Annotated in this window: 19 protein-coding genes; 8 read left to right on the forward strand and 11 right to left on the reverse strand. The window is 70.4% G+C overall.

Annotated elements, in window-relative coordinates; translation table 11 throughout:
- Nucleotides 1–88 precede the first annotated feature (88 nt).
- From FB047_RS05770 to hpxO, 4 genes are all read left to right on the forward strand, one after another.
- On the forward strand, nucleotides 89–715 hold the full coding sequence (locus FB047_RS05770; protein WP_136586232.1) for a helix-turn-helix domain-containing protein: 627 nt from the start codon (nucleotides 89–91) through the stop codon (nucleotides 713–715).
- 220 nt (nucleotides 716–935) lie between these two features.
- Nucleotides 936–1463, forward strand: coding sequence for a 2-oxo-4-hydroxy-4-carboxy-5-ureidoimidazoline decarboxylase (gene uraD / locus FB047_RS05775; protein ID WP_136586233.1), 528 nt, complete (start codon nucleotides 936–938; stop codon nucleotides 1461–1463).
- Between the two features lie 31 nt (nucleotides 1464–1494).
- On the forward strand, nucleotides 1495–1815 hold the full coding sequence (gene uraH / locus FB047_RS05780) for a hydroxyisourate hydrolase (protein ID WP_136586234.1): 321 nt from the start codon (nucleotides 1495–1497) through the stop codon (nucleotides 1813–1815).
- A gap of 8 nt (nucleotides 1816–1823) precedes the next feature.
- Nucleotides 1824–3008, forward strand: coding sequence for an FAD-dependent urate hydroxylase HpxO (gene hpxO / locus FB047_RS05785; protein ID WP_136586235.1), 1185 nt, complete (start codon nucleotides 1824–1826; stop codon nucleotides 3006–3008).
- 166 nt (nucleotides 3009–3174) lie between these two features.
- Here the strand turns inward: hpxO and FB047_RS05790 are convergent, their stop codons facing one another.
- Nucleotides 3175–3699 carry an adenine phosphoribosyltransferase gene (locus FB047_RS05790; RefSeq protein ID WP_136586236.1) on the reverse strand — a complete coding sequence of 175 codons (525 nt, stop codon included), beginning with the start codon at nucleotides 3697–3699 and terminating at the stop codon, nucleotides 3175–3177.
- 135 nt (nucleotides 3700–3834) lie between these two features.
- On the opposite strand from FB047_RS05790, the gene FB047_RS05795 reads away from it, so the two are divergent.
- Together FB047_RS05795 and FB047_RS05800 are read left to right on the forward strand one after the other, a co-directional pair.
- A complete protein-coding gene (locus FB047_RS05795; RefSeq protein ID WP_136586237.1) occupies nucleotides 3835–5514 on the forward strand; it encodes a glycoside hydrolase family 13 protein in 1680 nt (559 codons plus the stop codon).
- Between the two features lie 34 nt (nucleotides 5515–5548).
- Nucleotides 5549–6553 carry a LacI family DNA-binding transcriptional regulator gene (locus tag FB047_RS05800; RefSeq protein WP_136586238.1) on the forward strand — a complete coding sequence of 335 codons (1005 nt, stop codon included), beginning with the start codon at nucleotides 5549–5551 and terminating at the stop codon, nucleotides 6551–6553.
- Nucleotides 6554–6712: 159 nt separating this feature from the next.
- On the opposite strand, the gene arfA is transcribed toward FB047_RS05800, so the two are convergent.
- The 7 genes from arfA to FB047_RS05835 form a co-directional block, all read right to left on the reverse strand.
- A complete protein-coding gene (arfA, locus tag FB047_RS05805) occupies nucleotides 6713–8224 on the reverse strand; it encodes an arabinosylfuranosidase ArfA (protein ID WP_136586239.1) in 1512 nt (503 codons plus the stop codon).
- 53 nt (nucleotides 8225–8277) lie between these two features.
- Nucleotides 8278–9234, reverse strand: coding sequence for a carbohydrate ABC transporter permease (locus FB047_RS05810; protein ID WP_136586240.1), 957 nt, complete (start codon nucleotides 9232–9234; stop codon nucleotides 8278–8280).
- Nucleotides 9234–10154: a carbohydrate ABC transporter permease gene (locus tag FB047_RS05815; protein ID WP_136586241.1), complete on the reverse strand. Its 921-nt coding sequence runs from the start codon at nucleotides 10152–10154 to the stop codon at nucleotides 9234–9236. The genes FB047_RS05810 and FB047_RS05815 overlap by 1 nt, the downstream gene beginning before the upstream one ends.
- Nucleotides 10155–10229: 75 nt before the next feature.
- Nucleotides 10230–11567, reverse strand: a complete 1338-nt coding sequence (locus FB047_RS05820; protein WP_136586242.1) for an ABC transporter substrate-binding protein — start codon at nucleotides 11565–11567, stop codon at nucleotides 10230–10232.
- A gap of 169 nt (nucleotides 11568–11736) precedes the next feature.
- Nucleotides 11737–12753 carry a LacI family DNA-binding transcriptional regulator gene (locus FB047_RS05825; protein WP_136586243.1) on the reverse strand — a complete coding sequence of 339 codons (1017 nt, stop codon included), beginning with the start codon at nucleotides 12751–12753 and terminating at the stop codon, nucleotides 11737–11739.
- 63 nt (nucleotides 12754–12816) lie between these two features.
- A complete protein-coding gene (locus FB047_RS05830) occupies nucleotides 12817–14166 on the reverse strand; it encodes a DUF4190 domain-containing protein (RefSeq protein WP_136586244.1) in 1350 nt (449 codons plus the stop codon).
- A 132-nt stretch (nucleotides 14167–14298) separates the two neighbouring features.
- Nucleotides 14299–15492, reverse strand: a complete 1194-nt coding sequence (locus tag FB047_RS05835) for an NAD(P)/FAD-dependent oxidoreductase (protein WP_136586245.1) — start codon at nucleotides 15490–15492, stop codon at nucleotides 14299–14301.
- 276 nt (nucleotides 15493–15768) lie between these two features.
- Here FB047_RS05835 and FB047_RS05840 point away from each other — a divergent pair, with 276 nt between their 5' ends.
- Both FB047_RS05840 and FB047_RS05845 read left to right on the forward strand, forming a co-directional pair.
- Nucleotides 15769–16983, forward strand: a complete 1215-nt coding sequence (locus FB047_RS05840) for an amidohydrolase (RefSeq protein WP_136586246.1) — start codon at nucleotides 15769–15771, stop codon at nucleotides 16981–16983.
- 45 nt (nucleotides 16984–17028) lie between these two features.
- On the forward strand, nucleotides 17029–17532 hold the full coding sequence (locus FB047_RS05845; RefSeq protein WP_136586247.1) for a hypothetical protein: 504 nt from the start codon (nucleotides 17029–17031) through the stop codon (nucleotides 17530–17532).
- Between the two features lie 96 nt (nucleotides 17533–17628).
- Here the strand turns inward: FB047_RS05845 and FB047_RS05850 are convergent, their stop codons facing one another.
- Genes FB047_RS05850 through FB047_RS05860 form a run of 3 tightly spaced genes read right to left on the reverse strand, consistent with a single transcriptional unit; the run spans nucleotide 17629 to nucleotide 20748 of the window.
- Nucleotides 17629–18522: a carbohydrate ABC transporter permease gene (locus FB047_RS05850; RefSeq protein ID WP_240752646.1), complete on the reverse strand. Its 894-nt coding sequence runs from the start codon at nucleotides 18520–18522 to the stop codon at nucleotides 17629–17631.
- On the reverse strand, nucleotides 18519–19454 hold the full coding sequence (locus FB047_RS05855) for a carbohydrate ABC transporter permease (protein ID WP_240752647.1): 936 nt from the start codon (nucleotides 19452–19454) through the stop codon (nucleotides 18519–18521). Before FB047_RS05855 ends, FB047_RS05850 begins: the two co-directional genes overlap by 4 nt.
- Complete coding sequence (locus tag FB047_RS05860; protein ID WP_136586248.1) at nucleotides 19447–20748, reverse strand: ABC transporter substrate-binding protein; 1302 nt, start codon at nucleotides 20746–20748, stop codon at nucleotides 19447–19449. Before FB047_RS05860 ends, FB047_RS05855 begins: the two co-directional genes overlap by 8 nt.
- Between the last annotated feature and the right edge of the window lie 76 nt (nucleotides 20749–20824).

Genomic DNA, 20824 nt, shown 5'->3' on the forward strand with positions numbered 1-20824 from the left:
TGGGTTCACACGACGCCGCCGGTTTCGCTCGTGTAACGAGCATGTGAAGTCGCTCCTTCACACTTCGCCGCTCCCTAGACTCGAGGGCATGACGCAGCCGCCCCTCGCCGACGCCGTTGATCGCGACTCGGCCGCGGCGGCCGAGGCGTCGGCATCCGTCGGGGCCCGCATCCGCGACCTGCGCCAAGCCCGCGGCATCTCCGCCCGGGCCCTCGCGAAGACCCTCGGCATCTCCCCCAGCGCCGTCTCGCAGATCGAGCGGGGGGTCATGCAGCCGAGCGTCTCGCGGCTCATCGCGATCACCGACGCCCTGGGCGTTCCCCTCGTGGCGGCCTTCGACCCGGCATCCGATCGCCCCGTCGAACCCGCGGGACCCTCGGGTTTCACGCTGCAGCGGGCCGGGCAGTCGCCCGACATCGTGCTCGACAGCGGGGTGTCGTTCCGCCGCCTCACCCCCGGATCGTCACCGGGCGTCGACTACTTCGAGTCGATCTACCCGCCCGGAGCCTCCGCCCACGGCGCCGACGGGCTGTTCCACCACGAGGGATACGAGGTCGGCACCGTCGTCGCGGGCGAGCTCACCATCGACTTCGAGGCCGAGCGCGTGATCCTGCGGGCGGGGGATGCCATCAGCTACCCCTGCTCGGTCCCCCACCGCCTGCACAACACCGGCGAGACGGATGCCGTGGCGCACTGGCTGATCGTGCACGCCTGACGCGCGGCGGTCCCGCGCGATCGGCGGACACGACGCAGGAGATTCGCTGATCCGCCCGTCTGGGGCCCCGCCATGCCGTCGACGCCGCCTTGAACGGCGGCGGATTTCCTGCGTTGTGTCGCAGGTGCGAGCCGGCGGCCACCCCTGAATGTTCGCCACAGCAACATCGCGGACACATCCCGCCACAGGCCCGTAACGCGGCGCGCCTAGCCTGACCGGCATGCACCTGCTCGACTTCCACGCCCTCGACGACGCGGATGCCACGGGCGTCGTGCGCGTCTGGGCCGACATCCCGGGGTGGGTCGACGCCGTCGTCGCCGGTCGCCCCTACGCGAGCGTCGACGCCCTCGCCGCCTACGCGGGTGACCTCGCCTCCGCGTGGTCGCCCGACGACCTCGCGACGGCCCTGCACGCGCACCCGCGCATCGGGGCGAGAGTGTCGGGCGACGGCGCCGAGGCCGCGGCGTCCCGGCGCGAGCAGGGCTCCATGGCATCCGCCGACGACGACGACGTCGCGGCCATCGCCGCCGGCAACCTCGCCTACGAGGAGCGGTTCGGCCGCGTCTTCCTCATCCGCGCCGCCGGACGCACCCCCGGCGAGATGCGCGCCGAGCTCGAGCGTCGCCTGACGAACGACCCGGATGCCGAGACGATCGAAGCCACCCGCCAGCTCGCCGAGATCGCGCTGCTGCGGCTGCGCACGACCTTCGCCGACGACGCTCCCGCCGAACCCGAAGCCGCCGAATGACCCGCCGCATCCCCCCACGAGGTATCCCCCGATGACCCACCTGACGACCCACGTCCTGGACGCCACCGCCGGCACCCCCGCCGCCGGAGTCTCCGTGACCCTCGCCCACCTCGATGGCGCGACGATCGACTCCGCCGCGACCGACGCGGACGGCCGCCTCGCCCTCGGCCCCGACGTGCTCGACGACGGCGACTACGCCCTCACCTTCGCGACCGGCGCGTACTTCCGAGGCCGGGGCGTCGCGTCGTTCCATCCCGTCGCGACCATCGCGTTCACCGTCTCGGGCGACGCGCACCTGCACGTGCCGCTGCTGCTCAGCCCGTTCGCCTATTCGACCTACCGCGGCAGCTGAGGAGAGTCATGAAGGTCATCGTCATCGGCGCCGGTGTCGGCGGAACCTCCGCCGCCCTGGCCCTGCAGAAGCTCGGACACGACGTCGTCGTCTACGACCGCATGCGCGAGAACCGCCCCGTCGGTGCCGCCCTGTCGCTGTGGTCCAACGGCGTGAAGGTGCTCAACTGGCTGGGACTCGGCCCCCAGGTCGCCGCCCTCGGCGGGCGAATGGACGACATGGCCTACTACGACGGGCACACCGGCGACGAGATGTGCCGCTTCAGCCTCGCCCCCGTCACCGCGCAGACGGGGCAGCGTCCCTATCCCGTCGCGCGCGCCGACCTGCAGCAGCTGATGATGGATGCCGTCGGCCCCGACAACATCCGGCTGGGGAAGCAGCTCACCGGCGTCTCCGAGACCGACGGTGTCGTGACAGCCGTCTTCGCCGACGGGTCGAGCGACACGGCCGACCTGCTGATCGGCGCCGACGGGGCGCGCTCGCTCGTGCGCGACTACGTGACCGAGCCGAGCGGCATCCGCCCCGAGCGCACCTACTCGGGGTACGTCAACTACAACGGCCTCGTGACCGCCGACGAGCGGATCGGCCCCCTCGACCAGTGGACGACCTACGTGGGCGACGGCAAGCGCTGCGCCGTCATGCCCGTCGCGGGCGACCGCTTCTACTTCTTCGTCGACGTGCCCGGACCGTCGGGCGTGGTCGAGGACCGCATGGCCGCCCTCGAAGACGCCTTCGGCTCGTGGGGCGCCCCCGGGGTGCGCGCGCTGCTCGACGGGATCGACCCCGACGAGTCGCTCAACCGCGTGGAGATCTGGGACATCGACCCCTTCGACACCTGGGTGCGCGGGCGCGTGGCGATCCTCGGCGACGCCGCGCACAACACCGCCCCCGACATCGGCCAGGGCGCGTGCTCGGCCCTCGAGGACAGCTTCGCCCTCGGCATCGTCTTCGCGACCTCGACCCTCGGCGTCGAGGACTCACTGAAGCGCTACGAGCGCATCCGCACCGAGCGCGCGGGCGACCTCGTACTGCGCGCCCGAAAGCGCGCGCACGAGACGCACGCCTTCGACGTCGAGGCGACGCAGGCCTGGTACGACGGCCTGCGCCGCGAAGACGGCACGGGCGTCATCCGCGGCATCGTGGGCAACATCGAGGGCAGCCCGGTGGAGTTGGGCGCGAGCGTTCTGGGCTGAGGGGCGCGGCGGCTTCCGCACCCGGGGGGCCGGGCAGAACTCCTGAGAAATCGGACGCCGCCCACCCTGCGACGGCGGAAATCCGGGGCATCCCGCCCCTCACGGCGCGGAAAGTCAGGAGTTTCGCACGCCGCCACCCGGCGACGGCACCTCCGAGAGGGAGGCGTCAGACGTGGAAGACCGAGTGCACGTCGTCGCCGAGCACCTCGCGGCCGCCGAGACCGTCGATCTCGAGCAGCGTCGCGATCCCCACGACCTCGCTGCCCACGGCCTCGAGCAGGTCGCGGCCCGCGCCGAGGGTGCCGCCGGTCGCGAGCACGTCGTCGAGCAGCAGGACGCGGGCGCCCGCGGCGTTGTCGTCGTGCATCTCGATCTGCGCCGAGCCGTACTCGAGGTCGTACGACATGGTCGCGGCGGGACGCGGCAGCTTGCCGGCCTTGCGGATCGGCATGAGACCGACGTTCGCGGCGATGGCCGCGGCCCCCGCCAGGAGGAACCCGCGGGCCTCGACACCCGCGACGGCGTCGAAGCGGCCCGCGAAAGGCTCGATGAGCGCCTCGACGACGGTGCGCAGGGCCGCGGCATCCGTCAGCAACGGCGTGATGTCGCGGAACACGATCCCGGGCTTCGGGTAATCGGGGATGCTCGTGATGAGGGATTCAGCGCGGGCGAGGGCGGAGGCGTCGGGCACGGTTCCAGCCTAATCGCGGCTCTCCCGCGCCGCCCCGCGCCCGGCGCCGGGCCCGGCGCCCGGGCCCCGCCCCCGCACGACCCGAACCCGCACCGCCCTTGACGTCACTGCAAGCGCTTGCACTAACGTGGACCCATGACCTTCACGCAGCAGGACTCGCGACCCGAACTCGCGTCCGCACCCGGCTCGGAGTGGTGGCGCACCGCCGTCATCTACCAGATCTACCCGCGCTCGTTCGCGGACGCGTCGGGCGACGGCCTGGGCGACCTCCCCGGCGTCACCGCGCACCTCGACGACCTGCGCAAGCTGGGGGTGGATGCCATCTGGCTCAGCCCCTTCCAGACCTCGCCGCAGAAGGACGCCGGCTACGACGTCGCCGACTACCGCGACGTCGACCCGATCTTCGGCACCCTGGCCGACTTCGACGCCATGCTGGCGGGCGCGCACGAGCGCGGCATCCGGGTCATCGTCGACCTCGTGCCCAATCACTCCAGCGATCAGCACGTGTGGTTCCAGGAGGCGCTGACGGCCGCCCCCGGCAGCCCGGAGCGGGCGCGGTACATCTTCCGCGACGGCAAGGGCGAGAACGGCGAACTGCCCCCCAACAACTGGGAGAGCGTCTTCGGCGGCGGCATGTGGAAGCGCGTCACCGAGGCCGACGGCACGCCCGGCCAGTGGTACCTGCACATCTTCGACGAGAGCCAGCCCGACTTCGACTGGACCAATCCCGAGGTGCGCGCGGAGTTCCGCGACGTGCTGCGCTTCTGGCTCGACCGCGGGGTCGACGGCTTCCGCGTCGACGTCGCGCACGGCCTGATCAAGGCCGAGGGCCTCCCCGACTACACGCCCGACCCCGACGGGGGGTCGATGGGCGGCGACGCCGAGTCGGTGCCCTACTGGGGCCAGCCGGGCGTGCACGAGGTGTGGCGCGAATGGCACGAGGTGCTCGCCGAGTACGACGGCGACCGGGCGCTCTGCGCCGAGGCGTGGCTGCCCACCGTCGCCGAGACGGCCCTGTGGGTGCGCCCCGACGAAATGCACCAGGCGTTCAACTTCCACTACCTCGAGACGAAATGGGATGCCGCGGCCCTCCGCGCCGTGATCACCGAGTCGCTCGACGAGTACGGTGCCGTCGGCGCCCCCAGCACCTGGGTGCTGTCGAACCACGACGTCGTACGCCACGCCTCGCGCCTCGCGTTGACGGCCGAGAACCCCCAGGGCGCCGGTATCGGCCCGAAGTCCCCGGGCCAGCCCGACCCCGTGAAGGGCCTGCGTCGCGCCCGCGCGGCCACCTCGCTGATGCTCGCCCTCCCGGGCTCGTCGTACCTGTACCAGGGCGAGGAGCTCGGCCTGCCCGAGGTCATCGACCTGCCCGACGACGCCCGTCAGGATCCGACGTGGTTCCGCACGAACGGCGAGCGCTACGGTCGCGACGGATGCCGCGTGCCCCTGCCCTGGACGGCCGATGCGCCCGCCTACGGCTTCAACGACACCGGGGCCTCGTGGCTGCCCCAGCCGTCTGAGTGGGCCGACCTCGCGTTCGACCAGCAGGTCGACGACCCGTCGTCGACGCTCACGCTCTACCGCGCGCTGCTCGCCGAGCGCCGCGCCCGCAACCTCGGCGCGGGCGACCTCGCGTGGGTCGACGGGTACGGCGACGACGTGGTGGCGTTCCGCAACGGCACGCTGCTCGTGATCGCCAACCTGGGCGACGCCGCGGTCGAGCTGCCCGCGGGAGAGGTGCTGGTCGCGAGCGGCCCCCTCGACGGCGAGCGCCTGCCCACCGACACGACCGTCTGGATCGCCGCGGCCTGAGCCGCGGCATCCGCTTCTTCGAGGGCCCGGGACCGTGGCCGGTATCGACGACGTCGCGCGCGCCGCGGGAGTGTCGACCGCCACGGTCTCGCGCGCCCTCAGCGGGCGCGGTCCGGTGTCGGTGGCGACGCGGGATCGCGTGCTCGCCGCGGCGGAGAGCCTCGGCTACGTCGTCTCGGCGTCCGCGTCGAGCCTCGCCTCGGGGCGCACGCGCGCCGTCGGGGTGGTGGTGCCCTTCCTCGACCGCTGGTTCTTCAGCACCGTGCTCGCCGGGATCTCCGACGCCCTCGTGCGCAAGGGCTACGACATCACGCTGTACAGCGTGAGCGCCGACCCCGCCGAGCGCCGCCGCGTCTTCGACGACCACCTCCGGCGCCGCCGGATCGACGCCGTCATCACGATCGCCCTCGAACTGGATGCCGAGGAGTCGGCGTCGCTGAACGGCCTCGACGTTCCGATCGTCGCGATCGCCGGCCCCAACCCCCTGGTGACCACGTTGACGGTCGACGACCTCGCGGTCGGCCGTCTCGCCACGACGCACTTGCTCGGTCTCGGTCATCGCCGCATCACCCACATCGGGGCGGATGCCGCGATCGACGCCGGATCGACCGTGCCGGCGTTACGCCGACGCGGCTTCGAGCAGGTGCTCGCGGAGGCCGGGGTCACCGACGCGCGCTTCGAACCGGCCGACTTCACGATCGAGGGCGGGTCGGCGGCGGCGGCACGCGCCCTCGCCGCACCCGATGCGCCGACCGCGTTGTTCGCGGCATCCGATGAGATGGCGATCGGGGCGATCCTCGCCGCCCGCGACCGGGGCCTGCGCGTTCCTCACGACGTGTCGATCATCGGCGTCGACGGTCACGAACTGGGCCGGTGGTTCGGGCTGACCACCGTGGATCAGTTCGCGCGGGGTCAGGGCGAACGCGCGGCCCACGCGGTGCTGGCCGAGCTCGACGGCGCCGAGCCCGCCCGCGGACGCGGCACCCTGCCGTTCGAACTCGTCGATCGCGGCTCGACGGCCGCTCCGTCTCGGCGTTGACCCTCTCGCGCCTCAGCGCACCGCTCCGCGGCACGATCCGCGCGACCGCTCTCCGCCCGACCTCGGAGAGCGCCGGAATGGGCTCTGCCCTCACCGACCGTTCTGCGCGGCGAGGGCGCCAGGGAGACCGAGCCGGTTGCGGACCGGTCTCCCTTCGCGTCATCCGAGCGAGATGGCGGTCCAGGACACCGGCGGCAGGGTGACCTTCAGGCTCCCGGCCGTGATCGTCGCCGAGTCGTTGGGGACCGGCGCGACGCGCTCGGGGTCGTCGAGTGTGTTGGCGGCCGACCGGTCGTCGTCCGCGAGCGTGTGCGTCTCGAGTACTGCGATCTCCCCCAGCTCCGACACGTCGATCGCCACGTCGAGGGCCTCGGTCGTCGAGCGGTTCACGAGGAATACCGCGCTGCGCCCGGCCTCCGCGTCATGCGTGGCGACCGCGTCGACCAGCGGAACCTCACCGTAGGCCTCGGTCGTGTAGGTCGGCGCCTGCAGGTCGAGACGCAGCGCCTCGCCGCGCGCCAGACGCGACGTGATCGAGAACGGGAAGAACGTCGTCTGCTTCCACGCGATCCCGCCCGGCTCCGTCATGATCGGCGCGATCACGTTGACCAGCTGCGCCAGAGAAGCGGATGCCACACGGTCGGCGTGCTTGAGGAGCGAGATCATGAGATTGCCGAACACGACGGCATCCAGCACGGAGTAGGAGTCTTCGAGCAGCCGCGGGGCGACGGGGAAGTTGCCGACCCCCGAGAGCTTGTCGACCTCGTGGTAGCGATCGATGTACCAGACATTCCATTCGTCGAACGAGATGTCGATGCGCTTCCTGGACTGCTTGACCGCGCCGACGTGGTCTGCCGTAGCGACGACCTTCTCGATGAACGCGTCCATGTCGACCGCCGAGGCGAGGAAGCTGTCGACGTCGCCGCCGCGCTCCTCATAGTAGGCGTGGCACGAGATGAGGTCGACGTCGTCGTAGGTGTGTGTGAGCACGACCCGCTCCCACTCGCCGAAGGTGGGCATGTGGGCGCTCGAAGAGCCGCAGACCACGAGCTGCAGGTCGGGGTCGAACATCCGCATCGCCTTGGCGGCCTGCGACGCGATCTTCCCGTAGTCGTCGGCAGATCGATGACCCAGCTGCCATGGGCCGTCCATCTCGTTGCCGAGGCACCACATGCGCACGTCGAACGGCGTCGGGCGCCCGTTGGCGATGCGCTGATCACTGAGTGCGGTGCCGCCGTGGGCGTTGGAGTACTCGAGCAGGTCGAGTGCCTCGAGCGTTCCGCGCGTGCCGAGGTTCACGGCCATCATGAGGTCGGATCCCACTTTGTCGAGCCACGACGAGAACTCGTGCAGGCCGATCTCGTTCGTCTCGGTCGAGTGCCAGGCGAGGTCGATGCGGCGCGGACGCTTCTCGACGGGTCCCACCGAGTCCTCCCACCGGAATCCCGAGACGAAGTTGCCGCCGGGATATCGGATGGTGTCGACGCCGAGCTCCTTCACGAGCTCGATGACATCCTGCCGGAAGCCATCGGCATCCGCCGTGGGGTGACCGGGTTCGAAGATGCCGGTGTAGATGTGGCGGCCGAGATGCTCGACGAACCCGCCGAAGATCTTGCGCCGGATCGGGCCGATGACGGCTCCGGGGTCGATGGAGAGACGTGCGTCAGGCATGGGTGCGCTTTCTGTGGTCGTGCGAGAAGAGGATGTCGGGAGGTGCGGGGCCGTCACTTGACGCTGCCGAGCGTCAGGCCGCCCTGCCAGTAGCGCTGCAGAAGGAGGAACGACAACAGCAGGGGCAGCACGGAGATGAAGGCGCCCGAGGTGATGAGGTTCCACACCTGCTCACCGCCGGCGCCCGCGTTCGACAGCGCCAGCCAGCGGTTCAGCCCCACGGTCACCGGCAGGGTTTCGGGGTTGGTGAGCATCGCGAGCGGCAGGAAGAAGTTGTTCCATGTGCCCACGATCGACAGCAGCAGCACCGTCACGATCGCGGGGCGCAGCAGGGGCACGACGATCGTGGTGAAGGTGCGCCACTCCCCCGCGCCGTCGATGCGGGCCGCCTCGAGCAGCTCGTCGGGCACGGTGTCCTGCGTGTAGACACGCATGAGGTAGACGGCGAAGGGGTTGAGGAGCGAGGGCAGGATGACGGCCCATCCGGTGTTCACGAGTCCGTATTGGCTGAGCAGCATGAACTGCGGGATGACCAGCGCGGTCAGCGGCACCATGACCGACCCGAGGATCATGCCGAACACGAAGCCCCTGCCACGAAAGCGGTACTTCGCGAAGCCGTATCCGGCGAGCACGGCCACGATCGTCGCCCCGACTCCCGACACGAACGAGTACACGAATGAGTTGCCGAGCCAGGTCCAGTAGATGCCACCCTGGTGCTCGAAGAGACCGGCGATGTTGGCGAAGAGCTGCAGGGGATCGTCGAACCAGAACGCGGGGCTGGAGAAGAGCCCACCCGTGCTCTTGGTCGCGGCGACGAAGAGCCACCAGATCGGGATCACGAAATACAGGGCGAGAATCAGCAGCAGCACGTGCGAACCGATACGGCGGCCCCCCTGCGCGAGGCGGGCGTTGCGGCGCGCCTCACGGCGGGCCGCGCGGTCGGGGCGACCCGCCCCGGCGGTGACGATGGTGCGCGTGCGGTCGTCTCGCGCGGTGGTGGGGACGGCCATCACTTGAGTCCGTTCTGCTTGCGGGTGAGGAAGAGGAAGCCGAACGAGCCGATGAAGACCACGATCGCGAGAGAGAAAGCGATCGTCGAGGCGTAGTTGAACTGGCTGTAGCTGAACGCGAGGGCGTAGGCGTACATGTTCGGCGTGTACTCCGCCGGAAGCGCCCCCGAGGCGATCGAGCGCAGCACGGTCGGTTCCGTGAAGAATTGCAGCGTTCCGATCAGGGCGAAGGTGATGACCATCACCATCGACGAGGCGATCATCGGCACCTTGATGCGCGTCGCGATCTGCCATCCGCCGGCGCCGTCGACGCGCGCCGCCTCGTAGATCGACGGGTCGATCGAGCGCAGAGCGGCGTAGATGACGATCATGTAGTAGCCCGACCACTGCCAGGTCACGATGTTGACGAGGCTGCCGAAGATGGCGCTACTGGCGAGGAAGTCGGGGGCATCGAGACCGAACAGCCCGAAGATCGTGCCGGCCGGGCCGAATCGAGGGCTGTACAGGAAGCTCCACATGAGCGCCCCGATGACGACGGGAATCGCATACGGCGCGAAGATCAGCAGGCGCGACGCCTTCGCCAGCCAGGTTCCCAGGGTGTCGAGCACGAGAGCGGCGACGAGAGCGACCAACAGCTGAGCCGGGATCATGACGAGCGCGTAGAGCGCGACTCGTCCCAAGCCGCCGAGGAAGAGAGGGTCGGTGAAAGCCTTGAGGTAGTTGGCTGCGCCGACGAACTTGGTCCCTGTGGCCAGCGTGGAGCTGAACAGGCTCATCCCGAAGGCGTAGATGAGCGGAAAGATCAGGAACGCCGCGAAGATCACCAGGAACGGGGTGATGAAGAGCCACCCGACGCGCTGTCGACGTGCGTGTCCTGTGGCGCGGCGCCGCGGGGGCGTCGTGACGGTGTGCGTGGCCATGTGTTCTCCCGGTGAGGTCAGGGCGAGAGGGAAGAGCGGGCGGTGGGCCGACCCGTGGGCCGGCCCACCCCGGACTCACTTGATCGTGAAGCCCTGTTCGGTGGCGTACTGCTCGAGGGTCGACTGGAGGTCGTCCAACGCGGTCGCCGCGTCCTTCGAACCGTCGACCGTCACGGCTGTGACCTGCTGCTGGAGCTGGTCGTAGGCGTAGTTCTGGAAGGGGCTGAAGGTGAAGCCGCTGTACCCCGCGGCCGCCGGCAGGAAGACCTCCTTGTTGATCTGCTGACCCCCGAAGAACGGCGATTCGAGGTCGCGGAAGTAGTCCGAGTCGAGGATGGGCTTCCAGAGGGGGAACAGCGCGGCCTCCTCGATGCCGATCTTCCACGCCTCTTCCGTGCCGAAGACCTCCTTCGCGACGGTCGCGGCCGCCTCCTTATCCCTCGCCTGGCTCGTGACCGCGAAGGTCGAGCCGCCCCAGTTGACCTGCACGGGGTTGGCGGCGTCCCACTGCGGAATGGGCGCCGCGCGCCACTTCGCGCTGTCGTCGGTACCCTCGAGACCCTGCAGATAGCCGGGACCCCACGCCGCCGCGACGTAGATCGCGTACGTGCCGTCGACCAGCTTGGTGTTGTAATCGGCGGTGAACGCTTCGTCGGTGGCGACGAGGCCCTTGGACGTCAGGCCCTGCCAGTACTCGAGCACGTCCTTCGCGCCCTGGTCGTTGACGTCGATGCCGATGTCGGTGGGAGCGGCGTTGTCGTAGGTGAACGGCTTCGAGCCGGCCTGAGCGAACAGCGCCTGCGTGAAGGCGCGCCCGTTCGGCGGGAAGTTCGCCAGGACTCCGGGGGCTCCGGCATCCTTGAGCTTCTGCGCGGCGTCGGCGAACTCGGTCCACGTCGTGGGAGCGGCGATGCCGTACTGGTCGAGAATGTCCTGGCGGTAGAGCATGCCCATCGGGCCACCGTCGACCGGGATCGCGTAGACCGCGTCGCCACTGGAGACGTCTTTCCACGCCCCATCGGTGTAGTCGGCTTCGACGTCGCCCGCACCGTACGCCGACAGGTCGACGAGCGCGTCGCGGATCGAGAAACTCGAGAGCACCTCGGCCTCGAGCATGATCACGTCGGGAGCTCCCGAGCCCGACTCGATCGACGTCGAGAACTTCGTGTACTCGTCATTGCCCTGTCCGGCGTTCGTCCAGCAGATCTGCACGTCATCGTGGTTCTGGTTGAACAGGTCGACGACCTGCTCGAAGGCCGGGTACCACGCCCAGACGCTCACCTGGGCGGCATCCGGCTTGAGGATCTCGTTGGTGCACGAGGCTGCGGCGGACTCGGACGACGAGCTGCACCCGGTCAGTGCAGCCACGGTGACGGCGACGACGCCGAGACCGGCGAAGACCTTCTTCTTCATGGGCTGTGTATTCCTCTCGCGGTGCGAAACACCGGTGTCTCTCGGAGATGGATCGGCGCAGCCCGGCGCCGTGGAAGTGCCGCTCTGCACGATTTACAACGTTGGAAGTAAACGTTGTAAACGAATGATGCCGCCCGGGGGACGACGTGTCAAGCGCCGCGAGAACGCGTCAGTTCGCGCCGGGCGCCGATTCGCGCACGACCAGGCGATACTCGGCGAGGACGAGGTGCGGATCGGGCGCCCCTGTGGCGTCGGCGATGCGCGCGAGGAGCGTCTCGACCGCCGTGCGCGCGATCCACTCCTGACCCGGGTCGATGGTCGTGAGCGAGGGGATCGAGTATTTCGCCTCGTCGAGGTCGTCGAACCCCACCACCCACACATCGTCGGGCACGAGTCGTCCCGCCTCCTGCAGGGCCCTCATGGCCCCCAGTGCGAGCGTGTCGTTCAGTCCGAGAACGGCGTCAAAGTCCACGCCTCGGCCCAGGAGCTCCCGCATCGAATCGGCACCGTTCGCGCGATGCCACATGGTCGTGTACCCGACGATGTCGTCGTCGTAGGCGACCCCCGCCTCGTCGAGCGCCTCGCGATACCCCCTCAGGCGGAGTCCTGCCGAGCCGATGACCTCCCCGTCATGGGCACCCACGAGGGCGATGCGTCGTCGCCCGTTGCGTAGCAGGAATCGGGTCGCGTCCCGCGCGGCGTCGACGTTGCGCATCGTCACGTGATCGGTCGGGCCGTCGAAGATGCGCTCACCCAAGAGCACCAGGGGATAGGGCACTTCGAGCCGGTCGACGTCATCCTGCCCCATTCCGAGGGGGCTGAAGATGAGCCCGTCGGTCAGCTTGAGCCGCGGCGAGCGAAGCAACTCGATCTCACGCTCACGGTCTCCCCCGGTCTGCTCGACGAGCACGACCACCCCCCGCCGTTCCGCCTCGGCGATGACGATCGCGGCGAGCTCCGCGAAGTAACTCAGGGCCAGGTCGGGCACGGCGAGGGCGATGGCGCCCGTTCGTCCGCTGCGGAGGTTCCGCGCGGTCAGATTGGGCGTGTAGCCCAGCTCGGCGATGGCCCGCTCCACCCGTTCACGTGTGGCCGGCCGGATGTTCGGACGGTCGTTGATGACGTTCGAAACGGTCTTGATCGACACCGAGGCCAGCCGCGCGACATCATGCAGCGTGGCCGTCATCGGATCTCCATGCGCTCAGGGTACAACGTTGTACACCACAGCTCATCGCACGCCTCGACGATCTCAGCGCGCAGCGCCCCGCAGCGATCCGGTCGTCTGGTCGACGTCGGGGTCGTACAGCAGGCACGAGATCTCACGGTCGCCCTCGGCCCACGTCTCCTCCGACGGCGAGACGTAGTAGTACGCGAGCGTCGACTGCTCCCACGGGATGCCGACGTAGTCGGGGTAGATCGCGTCGCATCCCTCGTACGCCGAGGACTCGATCGCGTCGTCGCCGGGGAAGGCACCGTCGGAGAGGAAGAAGCTGCCGAAGACCTCGTAGGTGTGCGGCTGCGCGCAGTCGATGAGGTTGGAGGGCGAGATGACGCCGCTCGGGACGTCGTCGAGGCACGCTCCGACGGGCAGCGTGTACGCGTCGCTCGGGGCCTGCTCACCCGGTCCGATCGTCACGGATCCCCCGTCGGGCTCCTCGGGCAGGCCGAACGGGTCGGACGACGACGAGGCGACCCCCGCGCCCACGAACGCGAAGAAGACCAGACCGACGATCGCGATGATCGAGAGCACCCCGATGACCGCGCCGGCGACGATACCGCCGATGGCGAGACCGCGTCCCTTCTCGCCGGTGCGCTTGATCTGCGCGAGGGCGACGGCGCCGGCGATGATTCCACCGAGCGGCAGGACGAAGCCCATGATGATCGCAGCGATCGCCACGCCGTTCGTGCGACCGGATGCCGCGGGGCCCGCGCCCGCGCCGGGGCCGGGGGCGTACGGCGTCTGTCCGTAGCCGTACGGGGCCGTCGGCGCGGAGGGCGCGCCCGCCGGGGCCGCCCCCGGATAGCCGGGGTAGCCGGTCGGCGTCACCGCCGGGGCCCCGGAGGACGGCGGAGCGGGAGCCGCGGGCACGTCGGAGACGCCGTCGCGGGGGACGGACGGAGCGGGCCACGCCGGGGCGCCGGGCGGGGTCGCGCCCGCTTCCGCGTCGCCGGCGACCGGGGGCACGGCTTCCCCGTGCGCCGGAGCGGGCGACGCGGCCGCCGAATCACCCGCGACACCGCCGGCGATCACCCCCTGGGAGGCGAGGCGGGCTCCGGCGAGGTGCGCGGCCTCGCGGACCACATCGCCCGCCTTCGCCGCTCCGATCGCCCCGCCCTTGAAGAACCCGCCGACCGCCGAGTGCTCGAACGACGCCAGGGCGCCCTCGGCGGTCTCGGTGAGGTGCACGTCGAACCGCACGTGCATGTCCTGCCCGGCGAAAGCGCCCGCGACGAGGGTCGTGCCGAAGCTGCCGCGCGACACGTCGAGCGAGCCTCCGGCCGTGGTCTGGACCGCGAGGCCCTGTTCGGTCAGCGCCGCCGCGACGGCTTCGCGTGCACGGTCGACGGGCAGGGTGAGGCGCAGTTCTGCGGTGGCCATGGATGCTCCCGGGTATCCCGCGCCGTGAGACGCACAACGCGCGTCCAGGTTAGTCCCGGGGTGGCCGACGCGACACCGCCCGGCCGCCCTCCCGCCGGGGGCGCAGAGGCTCCGGACGGGAGGGCCGTCTCGTCAGCGGATGCGGCCGACCAGGTCGTCGCGCGTGAGGGTGTCGGCCTCCGCGAGCACCGCGCGGGCGGCATCCCGAGCCTCCTCGACGTTCCACAGCAGAACGCCGACGACCCGGTCGTCGTCGAGGTAGTAGACGACGCCGTGGTCGGCGTCGATCCAGTCCTCGACGGTCTCGAGCGAGGAGTCGAGGGTTCCGACCGCCTCGTACCGGATGCCGAAGACCGCGGAGTAGTAATAGGGCGTGTGCGTGTACGGCTCGGCGGCGCCCGCGAGGTTGCGCCCCGCCGTCTTGCCCTGCTCGTTCGCGTTGTCGACGTGCTCCACGCGACGACGCCCGAGCAGACGGTCCGGGTAGCTGGCGACGTCGCCCGCGGCGTACACGTCGTCGACCGAGGCGCGCAGTTGCGCGTCGACGACGACGCCGTCGTCCACCGAGATTCCGGCGTCGTCGGCCAGGTCGGCCGCGACCTCGATGCCGAGTCCGCTGACCACGGCGTCGGCGCGCACCTCGTCACCGTTCTCGAGTTCGAGGCGGGCGCCCGTGGCATCCGCCTCTCCCCCCGTGACCTTCGACCCCGCGACGATCTCGACGCCCGCGTCGCGGAAGAGCTTCTCGAAGCGCTCCGCCAGGGCGGCCGGGAAGACCGCGTCGCCGAGCACCGCGCCGGTGTGCACGAGCACCGTGTCTACGCCGTTCTGCACGAGGGCCGCGGCCAGCTCGGAGCCGATGTAGCCGCCGCCGACGACCGCGATGCGCTCGACCTCGCCCGCCAGGGCGCGCAACGCGCGGTAGTCCTCGGCGGTGCGGAACGACAGGGCGCGGGACCCGTCGGAACGGTCGTCGATCGGAAGGGGGACGGGCTTTCCGCCGGTGGCGATGAGGAGCTTTCCGTACGAGAAGGTCTCGCCCGCGGCATCCACCTCGTGCGCGTCGGGACGGATCGCCGAGGCGCGCGTGCGCAGCCGCACGTCGGCGCCGGTGTCGGCGGCGGTGCCCAGCGGCACCTTCTCCCACGTGAACTCGTCGTCGGTCCACAGCTTCTTGCTGAGGGCGGGGCGCGTGTACGGCTCGTCGACGTCGTCGCTCAGGATGCCGATGGACCCGTCCGTGTCGATCTCGCGGATGCCGCGCGCGGCGGTGTCGGCGACCATCCCGCCGCCGACGATGAGGTAATCGAAGTGTGTCGTGGTCATGCGCACAGCCTCCCCGCCCCGCCTGGCCGGATCGGGCGGGTTGCGGGGGTGCGCGGCATCGGGTAGCGGGTGGAGGCAGCGGCGGCGCCCGAGCGCAACGCAGGAGTCTCCGGCGGCACCGCCCGCGGCGACGCGGTGGCTCCGCGGCACGGCAGCGGATCTCCTGCGTTGTGCGCCAGGGTCCCGCCGCCGCACCGCGACCGCGACGCCGCGGCAGACGACCGCGCGCCGCGACGAACCCGTGTCGATGTCGTGGGTGCGAACTAGGCTCGATCCATGAGCGTCGACCTCGAAAGCCTCTACACCGACCTGCACACCCACCCGGAGCTGTCGTTCCAAGAGACGCGGACGGCGGGCGTCATCGCGGCGCACCTCGCCGACCTCGGCCTCCCGGTCGAAGAGGGCGTCGGACGCACCGGCGTGGTCACGAGGATCGACAACGGCCCCGGTCCGGTCGTGTGGCTGCGCGCCGACATGGACGGCCTGCCCGTCGAAGAGCAGACCGGGCTCGCCTACGCCAGCACCGCCCGCGGCACCGACCCCGCCGGCAACGCCGTGCCCGTCATGCACGCGTGCGGACACGACATGCACGTCACCGCGCTCATCGGCGCGCTCGAGCGGCTCGTCGCGACGACCGACGAATGGTCGGGCACCATCGTGGCCGTGTTCCAGCCGGCCGAGGAGTACGGCGCGGGCTCGCAGGCGATGATCGCCGACGGGGTGCTCGATCGCTACCCGAAGCCCGACATCGTGCTCGGCCAGCACGTCACGCCCCTCCCCGCGGGCGTCATCGGCGTGCGCCCGGGTACGCAGATGGCGGCATCCGACGGTCTCACCGTGGTGCTGCACGGCCGCGGCGGTCACGGCTCGCGCCCGCACTCGACCATCGACCCCGTCGTCATGGCCGCGGCCACCGTCATGCGCCTGCAGACCGTGGTCTCGCGCGAGGTCGACCCGCGCGACGTCGCCGTCGTCACGGTCGGCTCGATCCACGCGGGACTGAAGAACAACATCATCCCGGCCGAGGCGAAGCTCGAACTGAGCCTGCGCTACCCCGACGACGCGGCCCGCGAGCGCGTGATGGCGAAGGTCGAGCGGATCGTGCGCGCCGAGGCGTCGGCATCCGGAGCCGAGAAGGAGCCCACGATCACCACCGATCACTCGCTCCCCCCGACCATCAACGACCCGGATGCCACCTCCCGCCTGACGGCCGCGTTCCGACGGGCGTTCGGAGAGGCCGGCGTCGTCGACCCGGGCATGTTCACCGGCAGCGAGGACGTGTCGTGGTTCGCCCGCGAGTCGGGCGCCCCGCTGGTGTTCTGGTTCTGGGGCGGGGTCGACCCGCAGAAATTCGCGGACGCACTGGCGGGCGGCACGATCGAGCGCGACATCCCCACCAACCACTCGCCGTTCTTCGCACCGGTCATGCAGCCGACGATCGACCGCGGGGTCGAGAACCTCGTGGTCGCGGCACGGGAGTTCCTGGACTGAGACGCGCGGTCGTGTGAGGGTGGAGGGGACCTCTGGGGGGCCACCATGACCATCACGCGCGACGAAGCCCGTACCGCCGGACTGCTGCCCGGAGCCGCGATCATCGTCGGCATCCGATCGCTTCTCGTCTGGGCGATCGTGGCGGCGGCGATGATCGCGCTGTTCCTGCACGGCTCGATGAGCGGATGCCCGGGCGGGATCGACCCGTCGGGCGGGTTCGTCGACTCGGCGGGCGACCCGACCGACACCGCACCCCTGTGCGGGTCGATCACGATGACGGCGAACCCCCTCGTCTACACCGCGATCGCGCTCATCGTGGTCCTGACGCTGACGCGGATCCTGCGCCGAGCCGACACCGTCGACGACGCGCTGCGCATGACGCGCACCGCGCGCATAGCGATCCTCGTGCTCACGATCGTGACGTTCGTCGTGGGGTACGTGGCGATCATGACCGTGCGCGTGACCGACTGGAGCGACTTCTCCCTGCTCTCCCCCTTCCCCTTCGTGACCTACGACATCTCGACGCATCCGATGGGCGTGAACGGCTGAGCTCGCGGGGCCTCCGCGGGACGCGGTCCCGGCGCAACCGCCGGCGCGACCCGCACGCGTGTCCGAGCCCGCCGCAGCAGCCGGGTCCTCGGAGCCTCACTTGATGCCGCTGCGCGCGAAGCCCGCCACGAAGTACCGCTGGAACACCAGGAAGACGATCGCGATCGGCACGACGTTCAGCAGCGCGTACGCCATCGTCGCGCCATAGTCGCTGCCGAACTGCCCCTGCAGGTAGAGCAGTCCGATGGGGAGCGTGAACAGGCGGTTCTCGCGCAGCGCGATCAGGGGCCAGGCGAAGTCGTTCCACGACGACAGCAGGCTCATGAACACGAGCACCGCGATCAACGGCTTCGACAGCGGCAGCACCACGCGCGTGAAGGTCTGCAGGTGTCCCGCTCCGTCGAGGCGGGCCGCCTCGATGAGCTCTCGCGGGATGCCGAGCATGAACTGCCGCGCGAGGAACAGCCCGAACGCCGAGGCCGACACCGGCAGAATCACCGCCCAGTACGTGCCGTAGAGCCCCGTCATCGTCACGATGCGGAACAACGAGACCATGATCACCTGCACCGGCAGCACCAGGGTCGCCAGCGCCACGAAGAACAGCGCCGTCGACCCGCGGAACCGCAACTGCGCGAACGCGTAGCCCGCGAGCAGGCTCGTCGTCACCGAGATGAGGGTGACCACGACGGCGATCGCGACCGAGTTGCCGAACCACGTCGCCACCGGGAACGACGAGAACACCCGCTCGAAGTTCTCGAGCGTCACCGCCCGGGGCCACAGGCGCAGCTCGCGACCGCCGAGCAGTTCGGCGCGCGACGAGAAGGCGACGGCGAGCATCCAGTACAGCGGCGAGACGGCGGCCAGGCCGATCACGGCGACGAGGACCGTGCGCACCACGACACCCCCGCGCCGGGGTCGGCGACCACGGGCCGGCGGGGCGGTCGGCGGGGCCACGGGAGAAGCGGATGCCACCCGCTCGTCGACGCTCACTCGACCACGTCCTTCGTGCGGCTGGCCCGATACTGCGCGGCGGCGAACACGAGGGCGAAGACGAACAGCACCATGCCGATCGCGGCCGCGTAGCCCTGATCGCGCGTGACGAACCCCGTCTCGTAGGCGTAGGTGACCAGCACGCTCGTCGCCCCTCCCGGTCCGCCGCCGGTGAGCACGAAGACGATGTCGAAGACCTGGAACGAGAAGATCACGTTCAGCACCACGAGGAAGAACGACGTCGGCCCCAGCAGGGGGACCGTCACGTTGCGGAACCGCTGCAGCCGGTTCGCCCCGTCGAGCGTCGCCGCCTCGTACAGGTCGGGACCGATGCCCTGGAGCCCCGCGAGGTAGATCAGCATGTTGAACCCCGTGCGCCACCACACCGTCGCCAGCACGATCGTCGCGAACGCCGGGACGGGATCGGACTGCCAGGTGACGGGCGAGAGCCCGACCGCGGTGAGGAGGCGGTTCAGGATGCCGGAGTTCTGATCGAACACGAGCACCCCGATGAGGGCCGTGGCCACCCCCGACACCGCCATCGGCAGGATCAGCAGCGACCGCCACAGCGGCCGGGCGGGCAGCGCCGTGTTCAGCAGCGTCGCCGCGACGAGGCCGAGCAGCATCGACAGCGGCGTGACGAGGACGGTGAACAGCACCGTGTTGCCGAGCGCGCGCCAGAACAGCGGGTCGCCCGCGAGACGGGCGTAGTTGTCGAGACCGGCGAAGGTGCCGTCGCCGAAGCCGTCGGTGCGCTGCAGACTGACCGCGAAGGCGCCGATCAGCGGGACGAGCACGAAGACCAGCAGCAGCAGGTAGTTCGGCGCGATGAAGCCGTACGCGGCGAGCGCCTCCCGCCGAGCGCCCGGCCGTCGCGGCGCGGTCGCCCGCTCCCGCAGGGCGCCCCGCGGGGCGGCGAGGGTGTCAGCCACCGGTGGCCGCCTGGATGCCCGAGCTCATGGTGGTCACCGTGGTCGCGGCATCCTGTGCTCCGGTGAAGGCCAGGTCGAGCTGCTGCTTCAGCACAGGGATGATCCCCGACATCGAGGGGCTCGCGACCTGCGCGACGTCCTGCGGCTGGACGAGAGCCGCCTGGCCCGCGAAGACGGGAGCCAGCTCGGGACGCACGTCGAAGGTGAGCTGGTCGTTGAGCAGGTCGGCGCGGGTCGGGAGCAGCGACGCCGCCCGGCAGAAGTCGCGCATGGGTCCGGCGTCGGTGACGAACTCGAGGAAGGATGCCGCGAGCTCGGGCTGCTGCGTGTTCGCGGTCGCCACGAGCGCGTTGCCGCCGAAATCGCTGCCCGCACGCACGTTGCGCGGGGCGTAGGTCGCCGTCCACTCGAAGTCGGCCGTGGTGTCGGCATCCGGGATCTGGAAAGCCCCCGACCACACCATCGCCACCGACTGCGAGAACCACGACTCCGCCGCGTAGCTCGACGAGGCGATCGTGTTGTTGGCGGGCACGTAGTTCTTCGTGAAGAACGAGCTCGAGAACGCCACCGCCTCGCGCGCCGCGTCGGAGTCGATCGCCGGGGTCTTCTGATCGGACTCCAGGAAGGCCCCGTCGGACTGGAAGAGCAGGCTGAGCCATCGCGTGACGCCGTTGCCCTGCCAGTTGTAGGCCCAGGGCCAGCGATCGGCGGACAGGCCCGCGCGCAGCCGGGCGCCGAGGGCGTCGAGCTGCTCCCACGTCCACGCCTGATCGGCCGAGGTGGGGATCTCGGACGCGTCGATGCCGGCCTGACGGAACAGGTCGAGGTTGACGAGGATCGCCGAGGTGTCGGTGTGGTGCGGCAGGCCGAACGTGCCGTCGCCGTTCTGCACCGCGGCCCACGCCTGCGGGGTGAACTGCTCCTGGCGGTCGGCCGACAGCAGGGGCTTCAGGTCGAGCAGCTGGCCGCGACCGGCGTACGCGCCGAACGTGTAATACGGCACGCGGAAGATGTCGGGCGGATTGCCCGCCTGCAGCTGCGCGTCGATGTTCGTGAACATCTGCTCGTACGGCACGGCGTTGAGCTCGACGGTCGCGCCCTCGTTGGCCGCCTCGAACGCGGCGATCGCGGCGCGGAAGCCGGCCAGCTCGGCATCCGTCCCCCACGTGGTGAAGGTCAGCGTGCCCTGCCGTTTCTCGGCGGGTGCGGTCTGCACGAAGCCGCATCCGGCGAGCAGGAGTGGCAGCGCGAGGGCGCCCGATCCGGCGAGGAAGGTACGGCGGGTGACGGTCATGACGAACTCCGATCGTTGGTTGCACAACGAGGAGCGGACGCCGGGGCTGCGCTGCTACTCGCGGGCGACGGTACGC

Origin of the sequence: Microbacterium hydrothermale, from assembly GCF_004854025.1 — a bacterium.
Taxonomy (GTDB): domain Bacteria; phylum Actinomycetota; class Actinomycetes; order Actinomycetales; family Microbacteriaceae; genus Microbacterium; species Microbacterium hydrothermale.